This is a genomic window from Chitinophaga sp. 180180018-3 (assembly GCF_037893185.1).
Lineage (GTDB): Bacteria > Bacteroidota > Bacteroidia > Chitinophagales > Chitinophagaceae > Chitinophaga.
Window position 1 is genome coordinate 2,622,326 of record NZ_CP140772.1, and the last position, 21,315, is coordinate 2,643,640.

General features: G+C 42.6%; 4 protein-coding genes. All 4 read left to right on the plus strand.

What is annotated here, in order from left to right; translation table 11 throughout:
• Window positions 1-75: 75 nt before the first annotated feature.
• Genes UNH61_RS10525 through UNH61_RS10540 form a run of 4 tightly spaced genes read left to right on the plus strand, consistent with a single transcriptional unit; the run spans window position 76 to window position 21,277 of the window.
• The gene (locus tag UNH61_RS10525) at window positions 76-16,674 is read left to right on the plus strand and encodes a non-ribosomal peptide synthetase/type I polyketide synthase (protein WP_326992063.1); all 16,599 of its coding nucleotides are present in this window, start codon (window positions 76-78) and stop codon (window positions 16,672-16,674) included.
• Between the two features lie 27 nt (window positions 16,675-16,701).
• A complete protein-coding gene (gene asnB, locus UNH61_RS10530; RefSeq protein ID WP_326992064.1) occupies window positions 16,702-18,570 on the plus strand; it encodes an asparagine synthase (glutamine-hydrolyzing) in 1,869 nt (622 codons plus the stop codon).
• Between the two features lie 34 nt (window positions 18,571-18,604).
• A complete protein-coding gene (locus UNH61_RS10535) occupies window positions 18,605-19,321 on the plus strand; it encodes an amino acid racemase (protein ID WP_326992065.1) in 717 nt (238 codons plus the stop codon).
• A 21-nt stretch (window positions 19,322-19,342) separates the two neighbouring features.
• Complete coding sequence (locus tag UNH61_RS10540; RefSeq protein ID WP_326992066.1) at window positions 19,343-21,277, plus strand: methylaspartate mutase subunit E; 1,935 nt, start codon at window positions 19,343-19,345, stop codon at window positions 21,275-21,277.
• Window positions 21,278-21,315: the final 38 nt, after the last annotated feature.

Consider the following 21,315-nt stretch of genomic DNA (forward strand, 5'->3'; position numbering starts at 1 on the left):
AAATTCATAGCATTTATCATATTCCGGCCATAGCCTGAAGTTATCTCTATTTAATTGACTGAACACGACGTGTTTATGACAACAAAAAATATCGAGGATATTATTGGTCTTACTCCGCTGCAGGAGGGTATATTGTTTCATTACCTGGTGGATAAAGAAAGCGATTTGTATTATGAGCTGATCAGCCTTGATATATCCGGCAGCTTTGAAAAAGATATATTTATGAAAGCGTGGCAGCAGGTAGTTGATCATAACGAGATGCTGAGGGTTTTATTCAAATGGGAAAATATTAAAGCACCTGTACAGGTTATCTATACTACAGCCTCCCCTAATCTGCAATTTTATGATTTTTCAAAGGAGGGAGATCCGGAGACAGCACTAGCTGATTTGATGATGCAAATGAAGCAGTGTAGATTTGATTTGCAGGTAGAAACACCATTGCTGATAGCCCTTTGTAAATTAAAGGAACCTGAGTATAAGCTGATAATATTGAGCCATCATATTTTGTTTGATGGATGGAGTACAGGGATTTTGCTAAAGAGTTTTTTCCATTTTTATAGGTCGCTCGATGCCGGTGAAGTAATAGAGCTATCTGCTAAGAATAAATTCAAGGAATACGTAAGGTTTTTAAAAGCCCGGCCAGCAGATAGTACATTTTGGAGCGATTATCTGAAGGAGTTGCAGATAGCACCGCTGAGTCGTGCCCGGTCGCTTTCACTTCAGGAAACAGGTGCTACTGATCATCTGCAGTTTACATTGGAACCAGCATTGGTAAAAAATCTTCAGCGCCTTTTAAGCCAGCAACATCTTACGCTGGCAGCTTGTTTATATGGTTGCTGGGCGTTGACGATCGGTGTCTATTCTGGAAGCACAGACGTAGTCACCGGAACTACTGTGTCTGGCCGCAACGTGCCTATAAAGGGAGTTGGAGATATTGTAGGATTGTTTATCAATACAGTTCCTTTACGGGTGAAGGTACATGGAGAAATATCGGGGATCGGATTTTTGAAAGAAGTAGCTGCATCCCTGCTGACCAGAGAAGGACATGAACATACTTCTCTGGCGCTTATTAAGCAACTGTCAGGAATAGAACAAGGTGCATTGCTTTTTGAGTCATTGGTAGTGATAGAAAATTATCCACTGGATTTTAAGCAAAACAGTATTGCGGGAGGTTTCACCCTGAATGATTTTAATTACCATCAGCGAACCAATTATCCGCTTACCCTGACTATTTATCCTTCGCATGATAGCGTGTCATTGAAGCTGAGTTACAATGCGGGTTTATATGGGCGAGAACTGGCGGCGGCATTAATGGCGTCTTTCGAAAGGATTATCCGTCATGTAGTTGTGGCTCCGCATACTTTAGTGAAGGATATGCCGGTATTGTCTGAAGCTGATATGAATGAATTTTTGCAGGAGTCAGCCAGTCCGGATATGCCGCTTTCCGGAGAAAGTATTCATGCTATTATTGAACGAAATTGCAAGAAACATCCCGATAAGGTATCGATATTATTTAACGGGGAAAGGTTCACCTATGGCTATTTATCTGAGAAAGCGGAATTTATTGCCAGGGTACTTGTTGCGAAAGGGATTATTAAGGGCACTGTGGTGGGGATATATCTGGAACGTTCGCCGGAAATTATTGTTTCCATGTTGGCTATATTAAGGGCAGGTGGGGCCTATCTCCCCATAGATCCTTCATTGCCGGCAGAGAGGATAAAATATATGTTGGAGGATGCCGGCGTTGAATGTGTACTCGTTTCTCAGTTTACAAACGAAGATATAGATAGCAGCTATGGAAAAATAAATGTTGAAGAACTATCTGATAATCTGCCTGTGGCAGATGTATTGCCTGAGGTATTGCCGTCCGATTCCGCTTATATTATTTACACATCTGGCTCTACAGGGAAACCCAAGGGAGTGATTATTCGGCATGGAAGTGTTGTGAACTTTGTAGCGGGTATGGTGAGTATAATTCCATTTACGGAGGAGGTACGCTTTCTATCCCTTACTACCCTGTCATTTGATATTTTCGTACTGGAAACCTTGTTGCCACTTATGAATGGGCATACAATATGCCTGGGTAATAAATTAGAACAAAAAGATCCGGTATTGGCTGGTAGTATGCTATTGGAAAAAGAGGTGACGTTGGTACAGTTTACACCTTCACAGCTGTCGGCTTTTATGGCAGAACAGCGGTTCAGGGATGGATTACAGCAAGTGGAATTTTTACTACTTGGCGGAGAGCCACTTACCCAGGATCTGTTTGAAGAGATAAAAGCGGTTTACAAAGGAAAGATCTATAACGTTTACGGGCCTACGGAAACAACGGTCTGGACTTCTGTAAGTGATCTTACACAGAAGAACAGCATTGATATTGGACAACCCGTTGTGAATACTAATATGTTGATACTGGATGATAACCTCCGTGTTGTTCCTTTGGGAGTACAGGGTACGTTATATATCGGTGGTCAGGGGCTGGCTAAAGGGTATTTGAACAGCCCTGAGCTGACCGCGCAGAAATTTATCTCCCATCCATACTTCCCTGGCCGGCAGCTATATAATACCGGTGATCTGGTTATCAGGAATGTGGACCGCCAGTTTGAATTCATTGGAAGAAAAGATACACAGGTAAAGATAAGAGGTTACCGGATTGAATTAGGAGAGATTGAATTCCATTTACAGCAACATCCATTTTTGTCGGCAGTGGCAGTTTTATCCAGGGAGCGGGATGGTGCTGGACATCTGTATGCTTTTTATGTGACTACTGGTCCTGTTCTGGTAAGTGAACTGAAAGACTACCTGGGTCAGTTCTTACCGGAATACATGGTGCCATCTTTTTTCATACAGCTGGAAGCCATGCCGTTGACTGCAAACGGGAAAACCGACCGCAAGGAATTGGCTGCATATGAGGGGCGGATAGCAGAAAATATCAATGTAGAGCCACATACAGCGTTGGAGTCGGAACTGGTAGCTATTTGGAAGGAACTATTGAAAATAGACAAAATAGGTATCACCGACAGTTTTTTTGATGCCGGAGGCACCTCTCTGTTGAGTGTTCGGCTCGTTAGTCAGCTAAACAAAAAATTTCAGTCAGATTTATCTGTCGTGGATATTTTTGAACATACGACCATACGTAAACTGGCGAAGCGTATGTTGAAAACTGGTCAGCTGTCGGTGGCTGATACGTTATCCGTCGGCGACTGTAGGGCGGAGTATGACGATGATATTGCGGTTATAGGTATGGCCGGGAGGTTTCCAGGCAGCCAGGACATCACGGCGTTCTGGAATAGTCTGAAAGAAGGAAGGGAATGTATCAGTTTTTTCTCAGATGATAAATTGATACAACCCGGGTCGGCTGATACACAACATGTAGGGGCGAAAGGCAGACTGGAAGCGGCAGAGTATTTTGATGCCGCATTCTTTGGTTACACACCGCTTGAAGCGATTCATATGGATCCGCAGATGCGGATTTTTCATGAAATAACCTGGGAAGCACTTGAACATGCTGGTTATGATCCTTTTTCATATAAAGGTGCCATTGGAGTATATGCAGGGGCTACACCGAACAACAGGTTTGAGTCGGAAATTTTATTAACAGAACAAACCACTTTCTCTGAAAAGTGGAATGCGATGCAATATGCAGATAAGGATTTCTTATCTACAAGGATATCCTATAAGCTTAATCTAAAGGGGCCCAGTTTTACGATTCACTCAGCCTGCTCCACTTCTCTTGTAGCAATTGATCTTGCCTGTAATGAATTGAGGAGTGGAAAATGTGACATTGCACTTGCTGGTGGTATTTCCATAACATTTTATGACGAGGAAGGATATCAATATACGGAAGGGATGATTTTTTCACCGGATGGTCATTGTCGGGCATTTGACAAGGAAGCCAGGGGGACGGTTGGAGGAAACGGTGGAGGTGTAGTGGTGCTGAAGTCGTTGAAGCGGGCATTGAAGGATGGGGATCATATATTGGCGGTAATACTGGGAACAGCTGTTAACAATGATGGGAATGATAAAGCTGGATATACAGCACCTGGAGTTACTGGTCAGGAACAGGTGATCAGGGCCGCCCTCCGCAATGCCCGTATAGATCCTGCCACAGTCAGTTATATCGAAACACATGGTACTGGTACGCCCATTGGGGATGTAATAGAAATAGAAGCGTTGAAGCGAGGTTACGGAGATGGCGAAAAGCAGCGCTGCGCTATTGGTTCTGTGAAAACCAATATAGGGCATCTTGACGTAGCAGCCGGCGTAGCAGGATTTATAAAAACAGTGTTGGCGCTTCAACATCAGGAGTTACCGCCCAGCCTTCATTTTACCGCACCTAATCCAGCCTTGGATCTTTTAACATCGAGATTTTATGTTAACGCTACAGCGAAACAATGGGAGCGAACTGGTACGCCACTGAGAGCGGCGGTAACCTCCCTTGGTTTGGGGGGGACTAATGTGCACGTTATACTGGAAGAAGCGGCTGTAAAAAAAGAACCTGAGCGCCCGGTTAATCCGGCAGAAACTCTGCTGTTATCGGCAAATTCGCCAGATTCATTGGATTCGCTTACAACAAAATTTGCCAACTATCTTCAGGATAATCCTGAAATCAATTTTTCGGATGTTGCTTATACTTTACAAACAGGCAGGAAGCATTTTCGCTATAGAAGATCAATACCATGCACAAATGTCAGAGACGCAGTGACGTCCCTGATCGGGCAACAATATAGCACTACGGCTTTACCAAAAGAGGATAGCGCTATTATATTTATGTTTTCAGGACAGGGAACTCAGTATATAGATATGGGATTGGAGCTATATAAATATCTAGCTGAGTTCAGGGTTATTATTGACGGATTGTTTGACAAGTTAAAGATATTGTCCAACGATGATTTCCTGAATGTGTTGTATCCAGGTCTGTTTCAGGAGAGGCTTTCGGAAGATATACAACATGATACCTACTACCTGCAACCGGTTATTTTTATCTTCCAGTATGGACTAGCCACATTGTTAAATAGTTGGGGAGTAAAACCAGTTGCTATGGCAGGGCATAGCATGGGAGAATATACGGCTGCATGCCTGTCTGGTGTTTTTTCTGTTGATGATGCGTTGAAGCTACTGTTAAAAAGAGGGGAGCTGATGAAGAAAACCAGGGAAGGGAGAATGATGAGCGTGAATATATCAGAAGCAGATTTGCGGCCCTGGTTAGGGCCGGGTGTAGATCTCGCAGCACTCAATGCTCCTGGATTTTGTGTTGTTTCAGGTGAGGCAGATGTGATGGAAACATTGGCGAAATCCTTTAATGAAGCAGGTATAGAAACGCTGAATTTTAATGTGCGGTTGGGTGCTCACTCATTATTGATGGATCCTATATTGGAGGATTTTCGGAGAGCAGCGGAGGGCATCGTATATCATGATCCGGTTATTCCTTTTATCTCAGGGGTCAGTGGTAGCTGGATTATGGCAGCAGAAGCCAAATCGCCACAATATTGGACGGATCACATCAGGAAACCTACGATGTTTCATGATGGATTGAACAAATTGATCGCTACCTATGAAAATGCTGTATTCCTGCAGGTGGGCGCAGGAAGAGAGCTTTGCTTATTTGTTGAGAGAAATAACAATAGGAAGCCTGGTCAGGTAGTCGCCAATCTCATAAAACGAAAGCAGGATCCTGTATCTGATTTGTATTATCTTAATAAACAGCTGGGCGAAATTTGGTCAAACGGTGGGTATATTGATTGGGAGGCCTTTCACAGGCACGCGCCGCGTCAAAGAGTACCATTACCGACTTACGCTTTTGAAAGACATTTATTCCCGGTTAGTAAAGGGATGCAGCCAATTTTGCGGAGTCTTCCCCCAGTTACAAATGCAGCTGACAGTCTCTATATTCCTTCCTGGAAAAATACAATAAATGGTACGGGAAAGATAACACAACGCTATACTACTATACTGATATTTACAGATGATGAAGAAATAGGAAGTGTATTGTCTGATCGTCTGTCGGTTTGTACGGGGCAGATCATTTATGCTGCGAAGGGCAACACTTTCAAGAGAACTGCTGCATATAGCTATGAGATGAACCCTGTAGATCCTTCGCACTACTCGTTATTGCTGGAAGAGCTCTTAAAAGAAGGACTACTGCCCGATTTGATCATTCATCTCTGGAATGTCACTGGTGAGGGAAAAATCGCAGATCCGTTACAGGTACAGCAAAGCCTGGATACAGGATACTATAGCGTTTGTGCTTTGGGGGTAGCCTTGGAGAACATTATATCCACGGATGAGAAGACGACGTTACTGGTAATAACGGATCATATGCAGTACGTGGCAGGGGATATCCTGCTGGAACCTGGAAAAGCACCTGTGATGGCTGCTGTTGATGGATTGAATATTGAATGCACCAAAATATGCTGCAAAAGTATTGATGTTTCGCTGGATGCTAACACGGTATTGAACAGAGGTGTCATCCTGGCGGGAATTATTGTCGAAGAACTATCTATTATTGCAACAGATACATTTGTAGTTTATCGGGGCAGGGAACGGATGATCAGGCACTTTGAGCCGGCTGCCGTTGTTAAGAAGGATAACAGCATTTTCCGGCCGGCTGGTACTATTCTGTTAACAGGCGGGTTAAGTGGTGTTGGATTCGAAATAGCAAAGCATTTGATAGGAGAGGATATCGTACTGGTTATCGTAGGCCGGGTAGGTATTGACCAGGAAAGCCAGCAGCAAAAAAGGTTCAGGGAATTGAAGTCTGCGCATCAACATGTGCATTATTTTAGCTGTGATGTTTCTGATGCAAATGCAACAGCAGTGATGATTGATGCTGTGCAGTCGGCACACGGGAAAATAAATGGGGTATTGCATGCCGCTGGCATACCGGGAGGGAACGTATTACAGCGTTTAGATACAGCTACATCCGCAAAGGTATTGGCACCTAAAATTAACGGTGTTTTGAATCTTTATCATTGTCTGAAGAATCAGGCACTTGATTTCTTTATGCTCTTTTCTTCCATCGCCAGTATTACACCTTATTTGGGACAAACAGATTACTGTGCCGCTAATCATTTCCTGGATGCATTTGCCGGCTATACGAGGTTAAGCAATGGACCTCAGCTAATGTCTGTAAATTGGGATCGATGGATAAATGTCGGCATGGCCGTAAATGCTGAACAGCAGCATTATAGGCTGAGCGGTGAACAACTGGAAGGCGGTATTTCCGTGAGAGATAATATAATAATTTTCGATAAAATATTGCAGGCAGGATACTTCCACCTTGTAGTTTCGTCGATTCCTTTAATGCAGAGAATCCATGATAACCGGGAACAGGTAAATAAGAAAGAAAGCTTGTTGAGTAGCGTAATTGTTAATGCCACTTCTCAGGTAAATCGCTCGGGATTGAGCGCCGTTTATGTAGCAGTTACAAATGATTATGAACGCGCATTGCTGGAGTTCTGGGAAGATATATTGGGATATAGGAACATTGGCGTAGAGGATGATTTTTTTGAATTGGGGGGCGACTCTCTGAGGGCTACTATTTTGCTGGCAAAGATCTTTAAAGCCTTTCAGGTGAAAATTCCTCTGGTTGACTTCCTGCAACAGTCTACTATTTCAAAAACCGCAGCCAGAATACATCATAGCAGTAGAATGGCATTTTATGATATATCGCCTCAGGAAAAGTCAGATAGCTATCCCTTGTCACCTTCTCAACGCAGGCTTTACCTGATGCAGAAATGGGATCCCGCTATGGTTGCCTACAATGAAACTGAAATATTCCGGCTAAGGGGATTTGTGGATGAAGTAAAAGTGAAAGCAGCGCTACAGACACTGGTAAACAGGCACGAAAGCCTGCGGACCACTTTCGAAGTGTTGGAGGAGCAGGAGCGTCAGATAGTAAAGGATAATGTCATCATTGAAATAGAAATAAAGGAGGCTGTTTCAGATGAAGATGCTTTTATCCGTGACTTTGTGCAGCCGTTTGACCTGGCTACAGAGATACCTTTCCGGGTTGCATTAATAAAACGTGATGCGGAGGATTATTTGCTACTGATAGATATGCATCATATCGCCACTGATGGCTTTTCCCGCAATCTTTTGCTGGCTGATTTTATGCATATATATCAGGGGATAGATCTTTCACCGGTTTCCATACATCCAAAAGACTACGCCATCTGGTGTCTGGGGAAACAATATTCAGCAGAAATAGAGAAGCAGGCAGCATATTGGAAAAATCAATTTAAGGAAGCCTGGTCCCCGCTTCAGCTACCAATTGATTATAGCCGCTCCGCACTACCGACGTATGAAGGAGATAGCATACTTTTTGAAATTTCAAGTAGTGTAATGGATAATATCCGGACGATAGCACGGCAGAATAATACCAATGAATACATGGTACTCCTTTCCGTGTATTTTATTTTCCTTTCCAAGATATATGATCAGCAGGAAGTTATTGTCGGAACTCCGGTATCCGGAAGAAATCATGATGGATTATCGCACAGTATAGGTATGTTCGTAAATACGCTGCCATTACGTTGTCGCATCGATACCGGTATGCAGTTTACGGAGTTTATTAATCAGGTAAAGAATTGCGCACTCAACGCTATAGAAAATCAGGACTACCAGCTTGAAAGTATTATTATGGATTTGGATATTCCCATGTATAATGGTGTTAATCCATTGTTTGATACAGTATTTGTTTATAATGATGTTAGTTTTTCATCAGCTGTGGTAGAAAATATCGAGATCAGTTCATATCCGCAGAAAAGGAGAGTGTCTAAATTTGATCTGTCGCTTTATGTTCACTGCAATGATATGAAGGCATCTTCTTTTGAATTCTTTTATAAAACATCTTTGTTTAAAAGAGCAACAGTTTTACAATTTTCAAAATGCCTTACTCAGCTGCTTGAATCAGTAAGTGTTCAGCCTATTGCACTGATCAGCGAATTATCCATGCTTTCCGAAGACGTGCGCGCCCGGATAATGACCGTATTTAATCCTGCCTCCCCGAAGGAGCAGTGTGATAAAACAGTGCATGTCAGATTTGATGAACGGGTGAGTTTGCATCCTGGGCTTTCGGCAGTTGTTTCTAAAACACAAACGTTTACCTACGCTGAACTGAAGGATCAATCTGATCGCCTATGTGCCTGTTTGCAGCATAAGGGAGTTACAACAGGTACGATTGTAGCGTTGTTAACTGATCGGTCGGCAGAGATGATTGTTTTTAAGCTGGCGGTACTGAAAGCAGGTGCTGCCTATCTGCCTATTTCTTTAAAATATCCCCAATCACGTATTGATTATTTGCTGGATGACAGCGGTGCGGGTCTTGTTTTATGTTCTGCGGAAGTCGCGCAGCAGGTTGGTTCTATGCGCATACCTGCCATTACAATGCAGGAAGCACTTGAGAAAGTACATGCATTGCTACCGGTGAATGTTACCACCAACGATGTCGCCTATATTATTTATACATCCGGGTCTACCGGTCGGCCCAAAGGAGTGATGGTAGAGCACAAGGCAATTAATGCTATGCTCCGCCTGAAAGAAATGCTGAATATACCAGACGGTGTTAATTTCCTGCAAACTGGTGCAGCGGTATTTGATGCGGCTGTATTTGAGATATGGCACACGTTATTGAGCGGAGGAACGCTTTTCCTGATGGATGAAGAAGATCTGTTCATTGCTGATAAATTAGCTCCATTTATCCGCGAGCACCATATAGCATACACTTTCTTTACGCCGGCATTATTCAACCAGCTGGCGGATCAGGATCCATCTGTATTTAGTGGTATGCAGGGAATTGTACTCGGCGGAGATGTGGTGTCTCCCAAACATTTACGGATGGTAAAGGAGCATAGTCCGGGAGTCCGTATTTTTAACGGATACGGTCCTACGGAGAACACGGTTTTTACTACATTCTATGAAATAGAAGATCTCAGAACGGATGATCCTGTGCCTATTGGGAGAACTTTTAATTCGCCGGTATATGTGTTGGATCAGCATAAACAGTTATTGCCAGTGGGAATTCCAGGTGAGCTGTATATTGGCGGAGATCAATTAGGCAGAGGGTATTTAAATAATCCGCAGCTAACATCTGAGCGATTTATTCATAATCCCTTTGGAACGGGCAGATTGTATAAAACGGGTGATATTGTCAAGTGGTTGTCGGATGGTAATATCGCATTTATTGGCAGAAGAGATACACAGGTGAAAATAAGGGGGTTTCGTGTAGAAACCGCGGAAATAGAAATTTGTGTCGCTGATTTTCCAGGAATAGAAGCCGTGGTGGTTGATATACTGTCTGACCAGGATGCTCAGCATTATCTGGTTGCTTGGTTTACTGCCACCACATCTATTTCCCTTTCCCTGATACGACAGCATGTTGAGCAGAGACTGCCCTATTATATGATTCCCAGGCATTTTATGCAATTGGAGAAGCTGCCCGTTACGGTAAATGGTAAGATAAACAGGAAGGCGTTGCCGTTGCCCACTGTGGGGGCTGATAAAACAGATGATGGATTATTTACAACGCTGCAACGGCGTCTGGCGGATATCTGGTGTACTGTGTTACAACTGCCAGGAGTAGGTTTACACGACGATTTTTTCGAGTTGGGGGGCGATTCTATAAAATCAATCCAGATTTCTATAAAGCTACGGAGCATCGGATATAACATTGATATCCGTGATCTTTTCCTTTATCCGACAATAGCGCTAATAAGTCCGCGGGTGAAGGTGATCCGGGAACCGAATGCAGTACCTGAGGCAATGAGTGGTGATCTTGAATTGTCGCCCGCTCAGAGATGGTTTTTTCATCATCAGCCTGAATATCATGATCATTTCAATCAGCATGTCATGTTATTCCGGCGGGATGGTTTTGAGGAAGCTGTGATAAGGGAAGCTGTGGAAACAGTATTGTTACATCATGATATTATACAAAGCACTTTTAGCCTGAAAGAGGGTGGGGAGTTTGCAGCTGTGATTCATAAACGTAGTAGTGAAGTTGTTACCTTCGAAAAATATGATCTCAAATCGCTGGCTGACGTGGAAAAAGAGATCGAAGTATTGGCTGCTGCGATACAGTGTACATTAAATATTAAGACTGGCCCATTAGCGGCTTCAGCGCTGTTTAAAACAAATGCAGGTGATCACCTGCTGATAGTAATACATCATCTTGTTATAGATGCTGTATCCTGGCGTATTTTATTGGAACAGTTAGATACAGTTTATGGTCAGCTTCTGCAAAAGGCGCCGGTTGTTATGCCAGCAAAAAGCAATGCTTACGCTACGTGGACGGCACGATTAAAAGAATATACTATCAGTCTGCTGGATACGGGCCGGGATCGGACCGAGTTAGCATATTGGGAGGAGCTGAACATACCCGGGGCAGCGGTATTGGATAAAGCGTCAATCCTGCAGGAGCGGATGGAAGAAGATACCCTGATTATAACAACGGTACTTGATCCTGTCCGAACCGGGCAGCTATTAAAAAATAGCCATCGTGCTTACAATACAAGAGTACAGGATCTTTTGCTGGCAGCCCTTGGGATAGCTCTGAAAGCATGGACCGGCGAAGAAAAGTTCGTAGTTAATCAAGAGGCGCATGGGAGAGAATCCCTGTTTGCTGATATCGATATAACAGCTGTAGTGGGATGGTTTACATGTATGTTTCCCGTAATGTTAGATGTATCTGACGCAAATGATATTGGCTTTTATATTAGAAATATCAAGGAATATCAACGCAGGATTCCGCATAACGGCATTGGATATAATCTGATCCGGTATGCTACCGGATCACGGTCGGACCATGCTGTCTGGAATATAATGCCCGAGATCAGTTTCAATTATCTGGGCCAACTGGATAATCTGGCGCTGAACCACTTCACGAGATCAGGACTGTCGGGGGGGAGTGCATTTGATGGCCGGTTGAAGAGCTTGTTCCCGCTGAATATAAATTGTTTGGTGGAAGACGGACTACTGAAGATATATACCGGATATAACAAAAAGGAATTCACTACGGCAAGTATACAGGTATTTGCACAGGAATTTATTGCAGCATTGGAGGAAGTTATTGAACATTGTGTAACTGCTGCCACCAGGCAGACTCCCAGTGACTGCGATGCCGCCTTGAGTATAACAGAATTTGATAGTATACAGGAAATTATACGAATGGCCGTAGGCGACGGGCGTACGATACAGAAGGTGTTGGATTTATCTCCTATGCAGGAAGGTCTTTTGTTTTACCATCTCTATGGACCATCACCTACCGCTTATTTTGTACAATTAGTATTTGATATCGAAGAAGCCCTTGATCCGACCATTTTTATCGAAAGCATAAGACTGCTAAGTACCCGTCATGAAATACTGCGTACACGGATAGTAACCACCGGCTTTTCCCAACCCCGGCAAGTGGTATTATCAGGTAATATTACTGAGATCAGTTACCTGGATCTTTCGGAAATGGATGAAAGCGCCCGGTCAGCTGTCGTCGCAGATAAAGTACAGGGCGACCTGGCAGATGGATTTGATCTGTTAAACAATGATTTGCTGCGTGTGACATTGATAAAAACAGCAACAGACAGCTATTCGGTGATATGGAGTTTTCACCATATTATTATGGACGGGTGGTGCCTGAGTATACTATTGGAGGAATTGAAGGCCATATATAATGGGTTGCTTCACCAGTGTCTTCCCGTACTTAAGAACGCCGCGCAGTATTCCACGTATTTGAAATGGCTGTCGGCACAGGATAAGAAAACTGAAATGGCGTTCTGGTCTGGTTATTTATCTGGCGTCAGTGAAATTGCTGTATTGCCGGGCAGGCATAGTCTGGTTACAGCGTATAAGAATGCGGTTCAGACTACAATATTGGATAGTAATACTTTTGCTGCAATACAGGAAGCAGCCAGGCAGGCAGGCGTTACGCTGAATATGTTGGTTCAAATGGCATGGTTGCTGCTTTTGTCGAAATTGAACAACAATGATGATATTACTTTTGGGGCAGTTGTATCTGGCCGTCCTGATGAGGTGGAGGGGATAGATACCATGATCGGTCTTTTCATTAACACAGTGCCTGTTCGTATAAAAATAGCAGAAGACGATACCATAAGCAGTCTGCTGAAAAAAGTGATGGAAAACCATCTCCGGTGTGCTCCCCATCAGCACTATGCCTTAGCTGATATATTAGAAACGTCTGAGTTCAAGAGCCGGTTGATCAGCCATTTACTCATTTTTGAAAATTATCCCGAAATAAGTAAAAGGGGAACAGCTGAAGGAACGCTGTTTAAAATTTCCGGCTCCAGTACTTACGAAGAAACCAATTATGATTTTAACCTGCTGATACATCCTTTTCGGGATGATATGAAAGTGAGTGCGTATTATAATGAACTGGCATTTGAGCCTCAGCAGGTGGAAAGAACGATACAACAGTTTGTACAGGTGCTGGAAGCGATTGCCCGTAATCCGTCACAAAAGGTGAGTGAAATAGCTATTATTAGCGATGCGGAAAGCAGGGAGATACTGGAGGTATTTAACAAAACAGAAGCGATCCCGTCGCCGGCAAGCAGTATATGTTCGCTGTTGGAACAGCAGGCGTTGAAAAATGGCGGCCGTATTGCTCTCTCGTATCTTGATCGGCAGATTGATTATCTATCGCTGAATATTGCGGCCCGTAAGCTGGGTAATTATCTCCGGAGCAGAGGAGCCGGACCTGGTAGGAGAATTGCCATAAAGATGAACCGATCCATAGAAATGATGATTGCAGTTTATGGTGTGCTGAACGCTGGCGCAGCATATGTACCGATTGGTATGGATTTCCCGAGAGAACGTATTCAGTATATTTTGTCGGACAGTAGTGCTGTGATATTACTTTGCGATGAAGCGACTGATCAATATGAAGGAGTGGAATGCCTTTGCATGAAAGATGGATTTTATGGATCAGCATCTGAACAACAGCCGGCAATTGTTTCATCAGACGCACTGGCCTATATAATGTATACATCAGGCTCTACGGGTAAACCCAAAGGAGTAATGGTTACACATGCAAATATATTAAACACCCTGACCTGCCTGGCTAGCCGTTATCCCATGCTGCCCGATGACAGGTACCTGTTTAAAACCCCTTTCATTTTTGATGTATGTATACAGGAGTTATTTGTGACTTTGTATACGGGGAATTGCCTGGTAATATTACAGCAGGGACTGGAGAAGGATCCTTACGATATATTGTCTGCGGTACATCGTAATGCCATTACACATTTGTGTCTGGTACCATCGTTATTCAATGTACTTGCAGATATACTGGACAACGAGCTGGCGCAGCAACTGCTGAGTGTAAAATATTTATTTGTTGGAGGAGAGGTGATGCAGGGAGCTGCTGTTAGAAAATTCCGGCGATTAAATAAGACGACTCAGTTAATTAACGCCTACGGCCCCACGGAAGCCAGCATTTATGCTAGTCTTTTTAACCTGGAGGAATGGGACGAAGTGTCACCAATACCTATAGGCAGGCCAGTTAGCAACATGAAAGTACTTGTACTGGGGGCCGGAAGAAAAATGCAGCCAATAGGGGTGGAAGGTGAAATATTTATCTCCGGGCCAGGCATTGCAGCTGGCTATTTGAATAATGAATCGCTTACAGAGGCTGCTTTTATAGATGACCAATACTATGGAAATGGCCGCTTGTATAAGACAGGTGATATGGGAAAATGGATGCCATCAGGAGTATTGGCCTATACCGGTAGAAAGGATGAACAGATCAAATTGCGTGGCTTACGTATAGAGTTGGGAGAAATAGAAGCAGTGTTGAATAGTTTTTGCGGCATTGGAACAAGCGTCGTGTTGGTTACTAACACTAATAATAACCCGAATATTTGTGCCTGGTATACCGGCAGTGATAAACTTGATGTAAGAGATCTTAAGCATCACCTGCTGAAACAGTTACCGGATTATATGGTGCCGTCGCGTTTTATTCATATAGCGAGCATCCCATTAACATCTGGCGGGAAAGTGAATAAACCGGCACTGTTGGAATTGCCGGAAACGATATCGCCGGCTACTGTAGGGGATATGGGGGTGAATGTAGACGTCGCTGGCAGTGTTGAACGGAAATTGATAAAAATATGGGCGCATATTTTGAAAATCGACCCACAGAATATCCGTTTGTCAGATCATTTCTTTGAAAAAGGAGGACATTCTATTAAGGCAATTTATTTACTGGCTACTATCAGGAAGGAATTCAATACCCATCTTTCCCTGGAAGAGCTTTACAGATACCCTGTTGTAAAAGAGCTGGCCAGGCATATTGGCGTCAGCAGGCAACAAAACGGAGTGGGCATTAAGCGGGCGGAAAGAAAGGAATATTATCCACTATCACCTTCCCAACGAAGGATCTATTATTTCCAGGCGTTGAATCCTGAAAGCATAGCCTATAATATGCCTCAGATGATAAATATTGGCCTTGAAGTGACATTAGACCGCCTGCAACAGGTTCTTCAATATATCATTCGCGCGCATGATAGCTTTCGGTTATCATTTTCAATGATAGATAATATACCGGTACAAAAATTACATGAAGAAATCGAGCTGAAAATTGACTACTATACGGCTGGCAATGAGCAGGATCTGTCGGTTATCAGGAAACAGTTTATTCGCCCGTTTGATCTTAGTGCGGCCCCACTTATTCGTATAGGCGTTATAGAAATGAAGGATGCCAGGAAATTGATGATTGATGTACATCATATCATATACGACGGTACATCACAGCATATTGTGGGAGAAGAGTTCCTGAAATTATTATATGATGAATTAGCGCCAGTTTATACGTCGTTGGCATACATTGATTATGTAGCGTGGATGAAATCATCGGGTTACAAAGCCCGGATGGCTGATCAGGAAAGATTCTGGAAAAATGTATTTAGCAGGGAGCCTGTTTTACTATCGCTGCCGGCAGACCATCCTTTGCCGTCTGGTAATGGCTATACAGGAGCAATGATTCGCTTTCAGGCGGATAAGCAGACAGTTGAGAATGTATTTCAGTTTGCTGAAACCAGGCAGGTTTCGTTGTTTACCTTCATTTTTTCTGTATTTAATGTTCTTCTTGCGAAACTTGCAGGGCAGGAGGATATTATCATAGGCGTCCCTGTAGCAGGGAGGCCGGAGATAGAATTTGAGACAGTCGTTGGCATGTTTGTTAACTATCTTGCAATTAGAAGTGAAGTGAAAATGGAAGCAACTTTTGCTGAGTTTATGGCAGATACCAAGGCAAATATCCTGCAGTGTTTTGATAACCAGGATTATCAGTACGACAATTTGCTGGATACGCTGCAAATCCGTTCCGTAAAAGGCAGGAATCCGTTATTTGACGTGGTTTGCAACTATATAGATACAGAAAATGAAGCTGATAATTTTAATATAGTTGAGAACTGGAACAAATGGGAAAGGGAAACCGCAACCGCTAAAAATAATCTTATCCTGCGCGTCATAAAAGTTGGTAACAATCTGCTTTTTGAGTTCGAGTATGCTGTTCCAATGTTTAAGGAACAAACCATCCGGAATTTTGTGAATTACCTGCTGACATTGATTGAAGAGAGCCTGGAATATCCGGATAATCGTATCTCATCATTAAAAATGGTTGTCGGTAAACATAGCCAGGCAGATCTGCTACGGGCGGGATTGAAATAGAAAATTTCATTAATCTTAGTTAACATCATGTGTGGTATCTGCGGTATTGTTGATCTCTCTTACCAGGGCAGGAAAGAGCATTTTCCTATTATTGCCCCGATGACAGAAAAACTGCGTCATAGAGGCCCCGATAGCAGTGCCTATTACTATGGTGATAATTTTGTATTTGGATTTTCGAGGCTTAGCATCATAGATATGAAAGGAGGCATGCAGCCTATTGGTAATGAAGACGATTCTATTGTGTTGATTTGTAATGGTGAGATATTCAATTATATTGAACTCAGGCAGATGCTGATAGCGAAAGGGCATCTGTTTAAAACAGGATCAGATGTAGAAGTAATCATTCATTTATACGAGGAATATGGTACCGCATTGCTGGATTACTTAAACGGACAGTTTTCATTCGCTTTATTTGATCTGAAGAAACAAGTATTGCTATGTGCAAGAGATCATTTTGGTATTACTCCCTTTTATTATACAGTTGTAAATAATTACCTGGTATTTGCTTCAGAGATAAAATCAATTCTGGTCTTTCCGGAATATAAAAAGAAGGTAGATCTGACAGGTTTAGACCAGGTGTTCACCTTTCCGGGAATGGTGAGTGATAGAACACTTTTTGCTGGAATATTAAGTTTGAAAAATGGGCACTTCCTGCGTTACGATGGATATAAATTGACGGAAGAAGAATATTGGGATCTCATCTATCCTACGTCGGATGAAACTATATCAGTAGAAAATGAAAGCTATTATATCGACGGATTGAATGACCTCATCAATGACGCTATCAGGTTACGCCTGCGCAGTGATGTACCTGTGGGTCTTTACCTGAGTGGTGGATTGGATTCTTCACTGATAGCGGCCAAGGCAAAATCGATATCGCCGAAACAGGTTACCAATGCGTATTCTATTGTTTTCGGTGAAAAAGATATAAACGAGGAAAAATATCAGCATTTACTGGCACAGCACCTGCAACTTAAACACTATAAGAAGTTGTTTAATTATACCGATATCACAACGCGCTTACCTGATGCAGTTTATTTCTGTGAATGCCCTATAAAGGAAAGCTATAATACAGCATCTATGGCACTTTCCGAAATGGTGCACGATCATGATTACCGGGTAATACTTTCCGGAGAAGGAGCAGACGAATTTTTTGCCGGATATGTTGGTTACAGATTTGATAAGATCAGACAACAGCATGCCGATACTATTGAAGATAACTGGCAGGAGAGAGCCATTCGTAAGAAGTTATGGGGAGACGAGAATTTTTTTTATGAGAAGAATAAGACGGAGTTAGCCGGTATTAAACGTAGCCTGTATGCTGCCGGAGTAAAAGAGAAATTTGATCAGTTTAATTGTCTTGAGCATTTTGTCGTGAACAATAGCCGCCTTGTAAACCGGCATGTGTTGCATAAGAGGGCTTATCTCGACTATAAATTACGCTTGGTAGATCATCTTTTGTCAGATCATGGCGACCGGATGGGTTTAGCCAATTCGGTGGAGGTTAGATATCCATTTCTCGACAAACGTATCGCCGAATTTGCTGCCCGGATACCACCGGATCTTAAACTACATGATTTCGAGGAAAAGTATATCCTGAAGAAAATCGCATCGAAAGAGATTCCCGCAGAAATAGTAAGCCGTGAGAAGTTTGGCTTTGTAGCTCCGGGAAGTCCTTATATTCTGAAGAGGAATGTTTCATATGTCAATGATCTGCTGTCATATGATACCATAAAACGACAGGGATATTTTAATCCGGAAGCAGTACAGGCGCTTGTAAAGCAATATAGTCAGGACGATTTTTACCTCAATATCCCTTTTGACTCAGACCTGCTGATGGTCATCATTACATTTGGCATACTGCTGGACAAATTTGATCTTCCTGATCACTCCTGATATCCCCTTTTTTTAACCCTTATTATTTAGTGATATGTTTCCAACTGAAAAGAAATTGGGTATAATTGGCGGCATGGGTTCCTTTGCTTCTGCAAATCTTTACAATACCATTTTAAGTAAATCCCCCGCAAGAAATGATGCAGAGCATATTGAAATCATCATTCATAATAATGCACGGATCCCCGACCGGACCAGAGGGATTCTTTACAATGGGCCGGACCCTTTTCCTGAGATATTACGATCGGCAAGAATGATGGATAGTTTACAGGTAGACTATTTACTCATGGCTTGTGTAACTGCTCATTATTACTATGATATTTTGCAGGAAAAACTGCATTATACAACCATCCTCAACTTACTTGATGTATTAACTAATCATATACGGGAACATTTGCCGGCTGTGAAAACCATCGGATTACTGGCAACCACCGGCGTAATCAAAACACAGATGTGGCATAAGAAACTCCGGAATATAGGTGTAGAAGTGATCTGTTTGCCTCAAACAGAGCAGGAGTCTCTTTTCATGGAGGCCATCTATGGAGATAAAGGTGTGAAATCCGGCATGGTGTCAGATGAACCTCAGAAGAGATTGATAGAGGCCTGTCATATGCTCACCGCTATGGGAGCAGATGCCATCCTCTCTAGTTGTTCTGAAATTCCGCTGGTACTCAGGCAACAGCACGTTGAAGTATTATTAATAGATGCTTTCGATGTGCTGACAGATTACGTATTGAAGCAGTTTTATTCATAAAACGTATTTATATCTTCTAAAATGAAAATTAGAGTTTTACTGGGCGGTTTGGGCGATGATGCGCATTCTGTGGGATTGACTTTATTAAACTGGTTTTTACTGGAAGAAGGATTTCACGTAACCAGCCTTATCATTCAGAATTCAATCAACGATTTTTTCAGGCATGCCGATAGCCATGAAATAATATTTGTTTCCAGTCTGAATGGTCATTCGGATCTTTATCTTAAAGATTTTGCCGAAAAGCTGGCTGGTTTTAAGATGATTCATGACGAGCCTAAAATATGGTACATTGGTGGGAATCTTTCAACCAGTAAGACGGACGATGAAGTTATTGGTAGTTATCTCCAAAAAGGATTTACCCGGGTTTTTCCGAAGCCGGTGGGGCTCGATAGAATTAAAATCTGTCTGAAAGAAGATATTGGTTATTATAACATCAAAGGTCATCCTGTAGCTAAATCATATATCTATTTTAAGGAAGAAATTGATTATAGTATAGATCTGATTAATGATAATCCCCTTACAAGAGAAGCATTTGAAAAAGAGAGAAAGGAAGTTCTTTTAAGTTTCAGGACAGGTAAAGATGTAAATGAGCTGGCGGCAAGAAAGAGCCTTGCAAAGGTAAAGAATCTTAGTCAGCTTCTATGGCACAACAAGGAACATGGAAAAACTCCATTGGTACAACCTCGCACTGGTGTGGCAGATATTGGTCAACAGATAGCGCTGTTTAAGAAACTATCTGAACAGAACATCTCCGTTTTATCGGTACAGCTGGATGCAGCCAGCAGGCGTAATTTATATCATGTGGCAGAGGAAGGGCTGCTGGATAGTATTATGTGCGGAAAGTCGCGGTTGAATGGGTTTCCTGTACCGGTTCATGGAGTAACAGGGGTACAGAAGATCATAGAAAATTTCGATAAACCTTTCCAGATTCGTGGGGGAGCACCCGATCACCGGTTGACTTACGAGATAGGTATTGCTGGTGGGGCCACTGGAGTGGAAGGCGCTTTTCTTTGTTATCTGTTTCCATATGATAAAAGTACACCTCCTCACAAATCGCTGGCACATTGGAAGTATGTAGACAGGTTGGCAGCAAGGTACTTTTATCGTCATAATGTTTTAATTAACAGGGAGTTCTTTGGCCCGCTTACCAGCACACTGCTTGAGCCAAGTATACCAATTGTAATCAATATCGTGCAGGCTATACTTTCGGCCAAACAAGGTATCAGGAGTATTAGTGTTGGATATGCTGAACAGGGAAATAGAGAGCAGGATATAGCCGCGCTTGCGGTAATGGAAAACCTGACAAACGTTTACCTTCTTAAATATGGTTTAAGGCACTGTCAGGTAACTACTGTTTTCCATCAGTTCATGGCCGCTTTTCCCACCGATAATGAAAAATCAGAACAGGTTATCCGGGAAAGCGCTGTTACCGCTACCTGTGCAAATGCAACCAAAATTATGACGAAAACGCCCGTGGAATCCATCAAAATTCCAAGTGTAAATGATAATGTAAGAGGTGTGAAACTAACATTTGAAGGGATAAAAAAGGCAGGTGATGTAAAGTACAACCAGCAGGAAGTCAACGAGGAAATGAAGTTGTTGGAGGCAGAAGTTATCAGTATCATGAATGTGATTGAGATTATGGGCATGGGACATGTAGCACGGGGTGCTGTAAAGGCTTTCCAGGAAGGCATTCTGGATATTCCTTTCTCTCCCAGTAATTACAACCGGGGTAAAACTATTACTTTCAGAGCAATCACTGGCGCCATCCGATTTGCAAACCCCGATCATCTCCCTTTTTCTGATAAGATAAAAGACTTCCATCATAATGAGCTCATCATAAAAAAGAAATATGAAAGAGAGAGTAACCTGGTGAAATTGGTAGAGAATGATCTTTCCCGTATATGGAAAAATGAATTTTCACAATGGCCTCTGACACAACAATCGTTAACCTGATAGTTGCGTCTCCGAAGATATTTGCATTATATCATGCA

Bases quoted from the DNA above. Each gene is read 5' to 3' on its own strand.
- UNH61_RS10525 (WP_326992063.1), top strand. From the start codon at position 76: ATGACAACAAAAAATATCGAGGATATTATTGGTCTTACTCCGCTGCAG.
- asnB (WP_326992064.1), top strand. From the start codon at position 16,702: ATGTGTGGTATCTGCGGTATTGTTGATCTCTCTTACCAGGGCAGGAAA.
- UNH61_RS10535 (WP_326992065.1), top strand. From the start codon at position 18,605: ATGTTTCCAACTGAAAAGAAATTGGGTATAATTGGCGGCATGGGTTCC.
- UNH61_RS10540 (WP_326992066.1), top strand. From the start codon at position 19,343: ATGAAAATTAGAGTTTTACTGGGCGGTTTGGGCGATGATGCGCATTCT.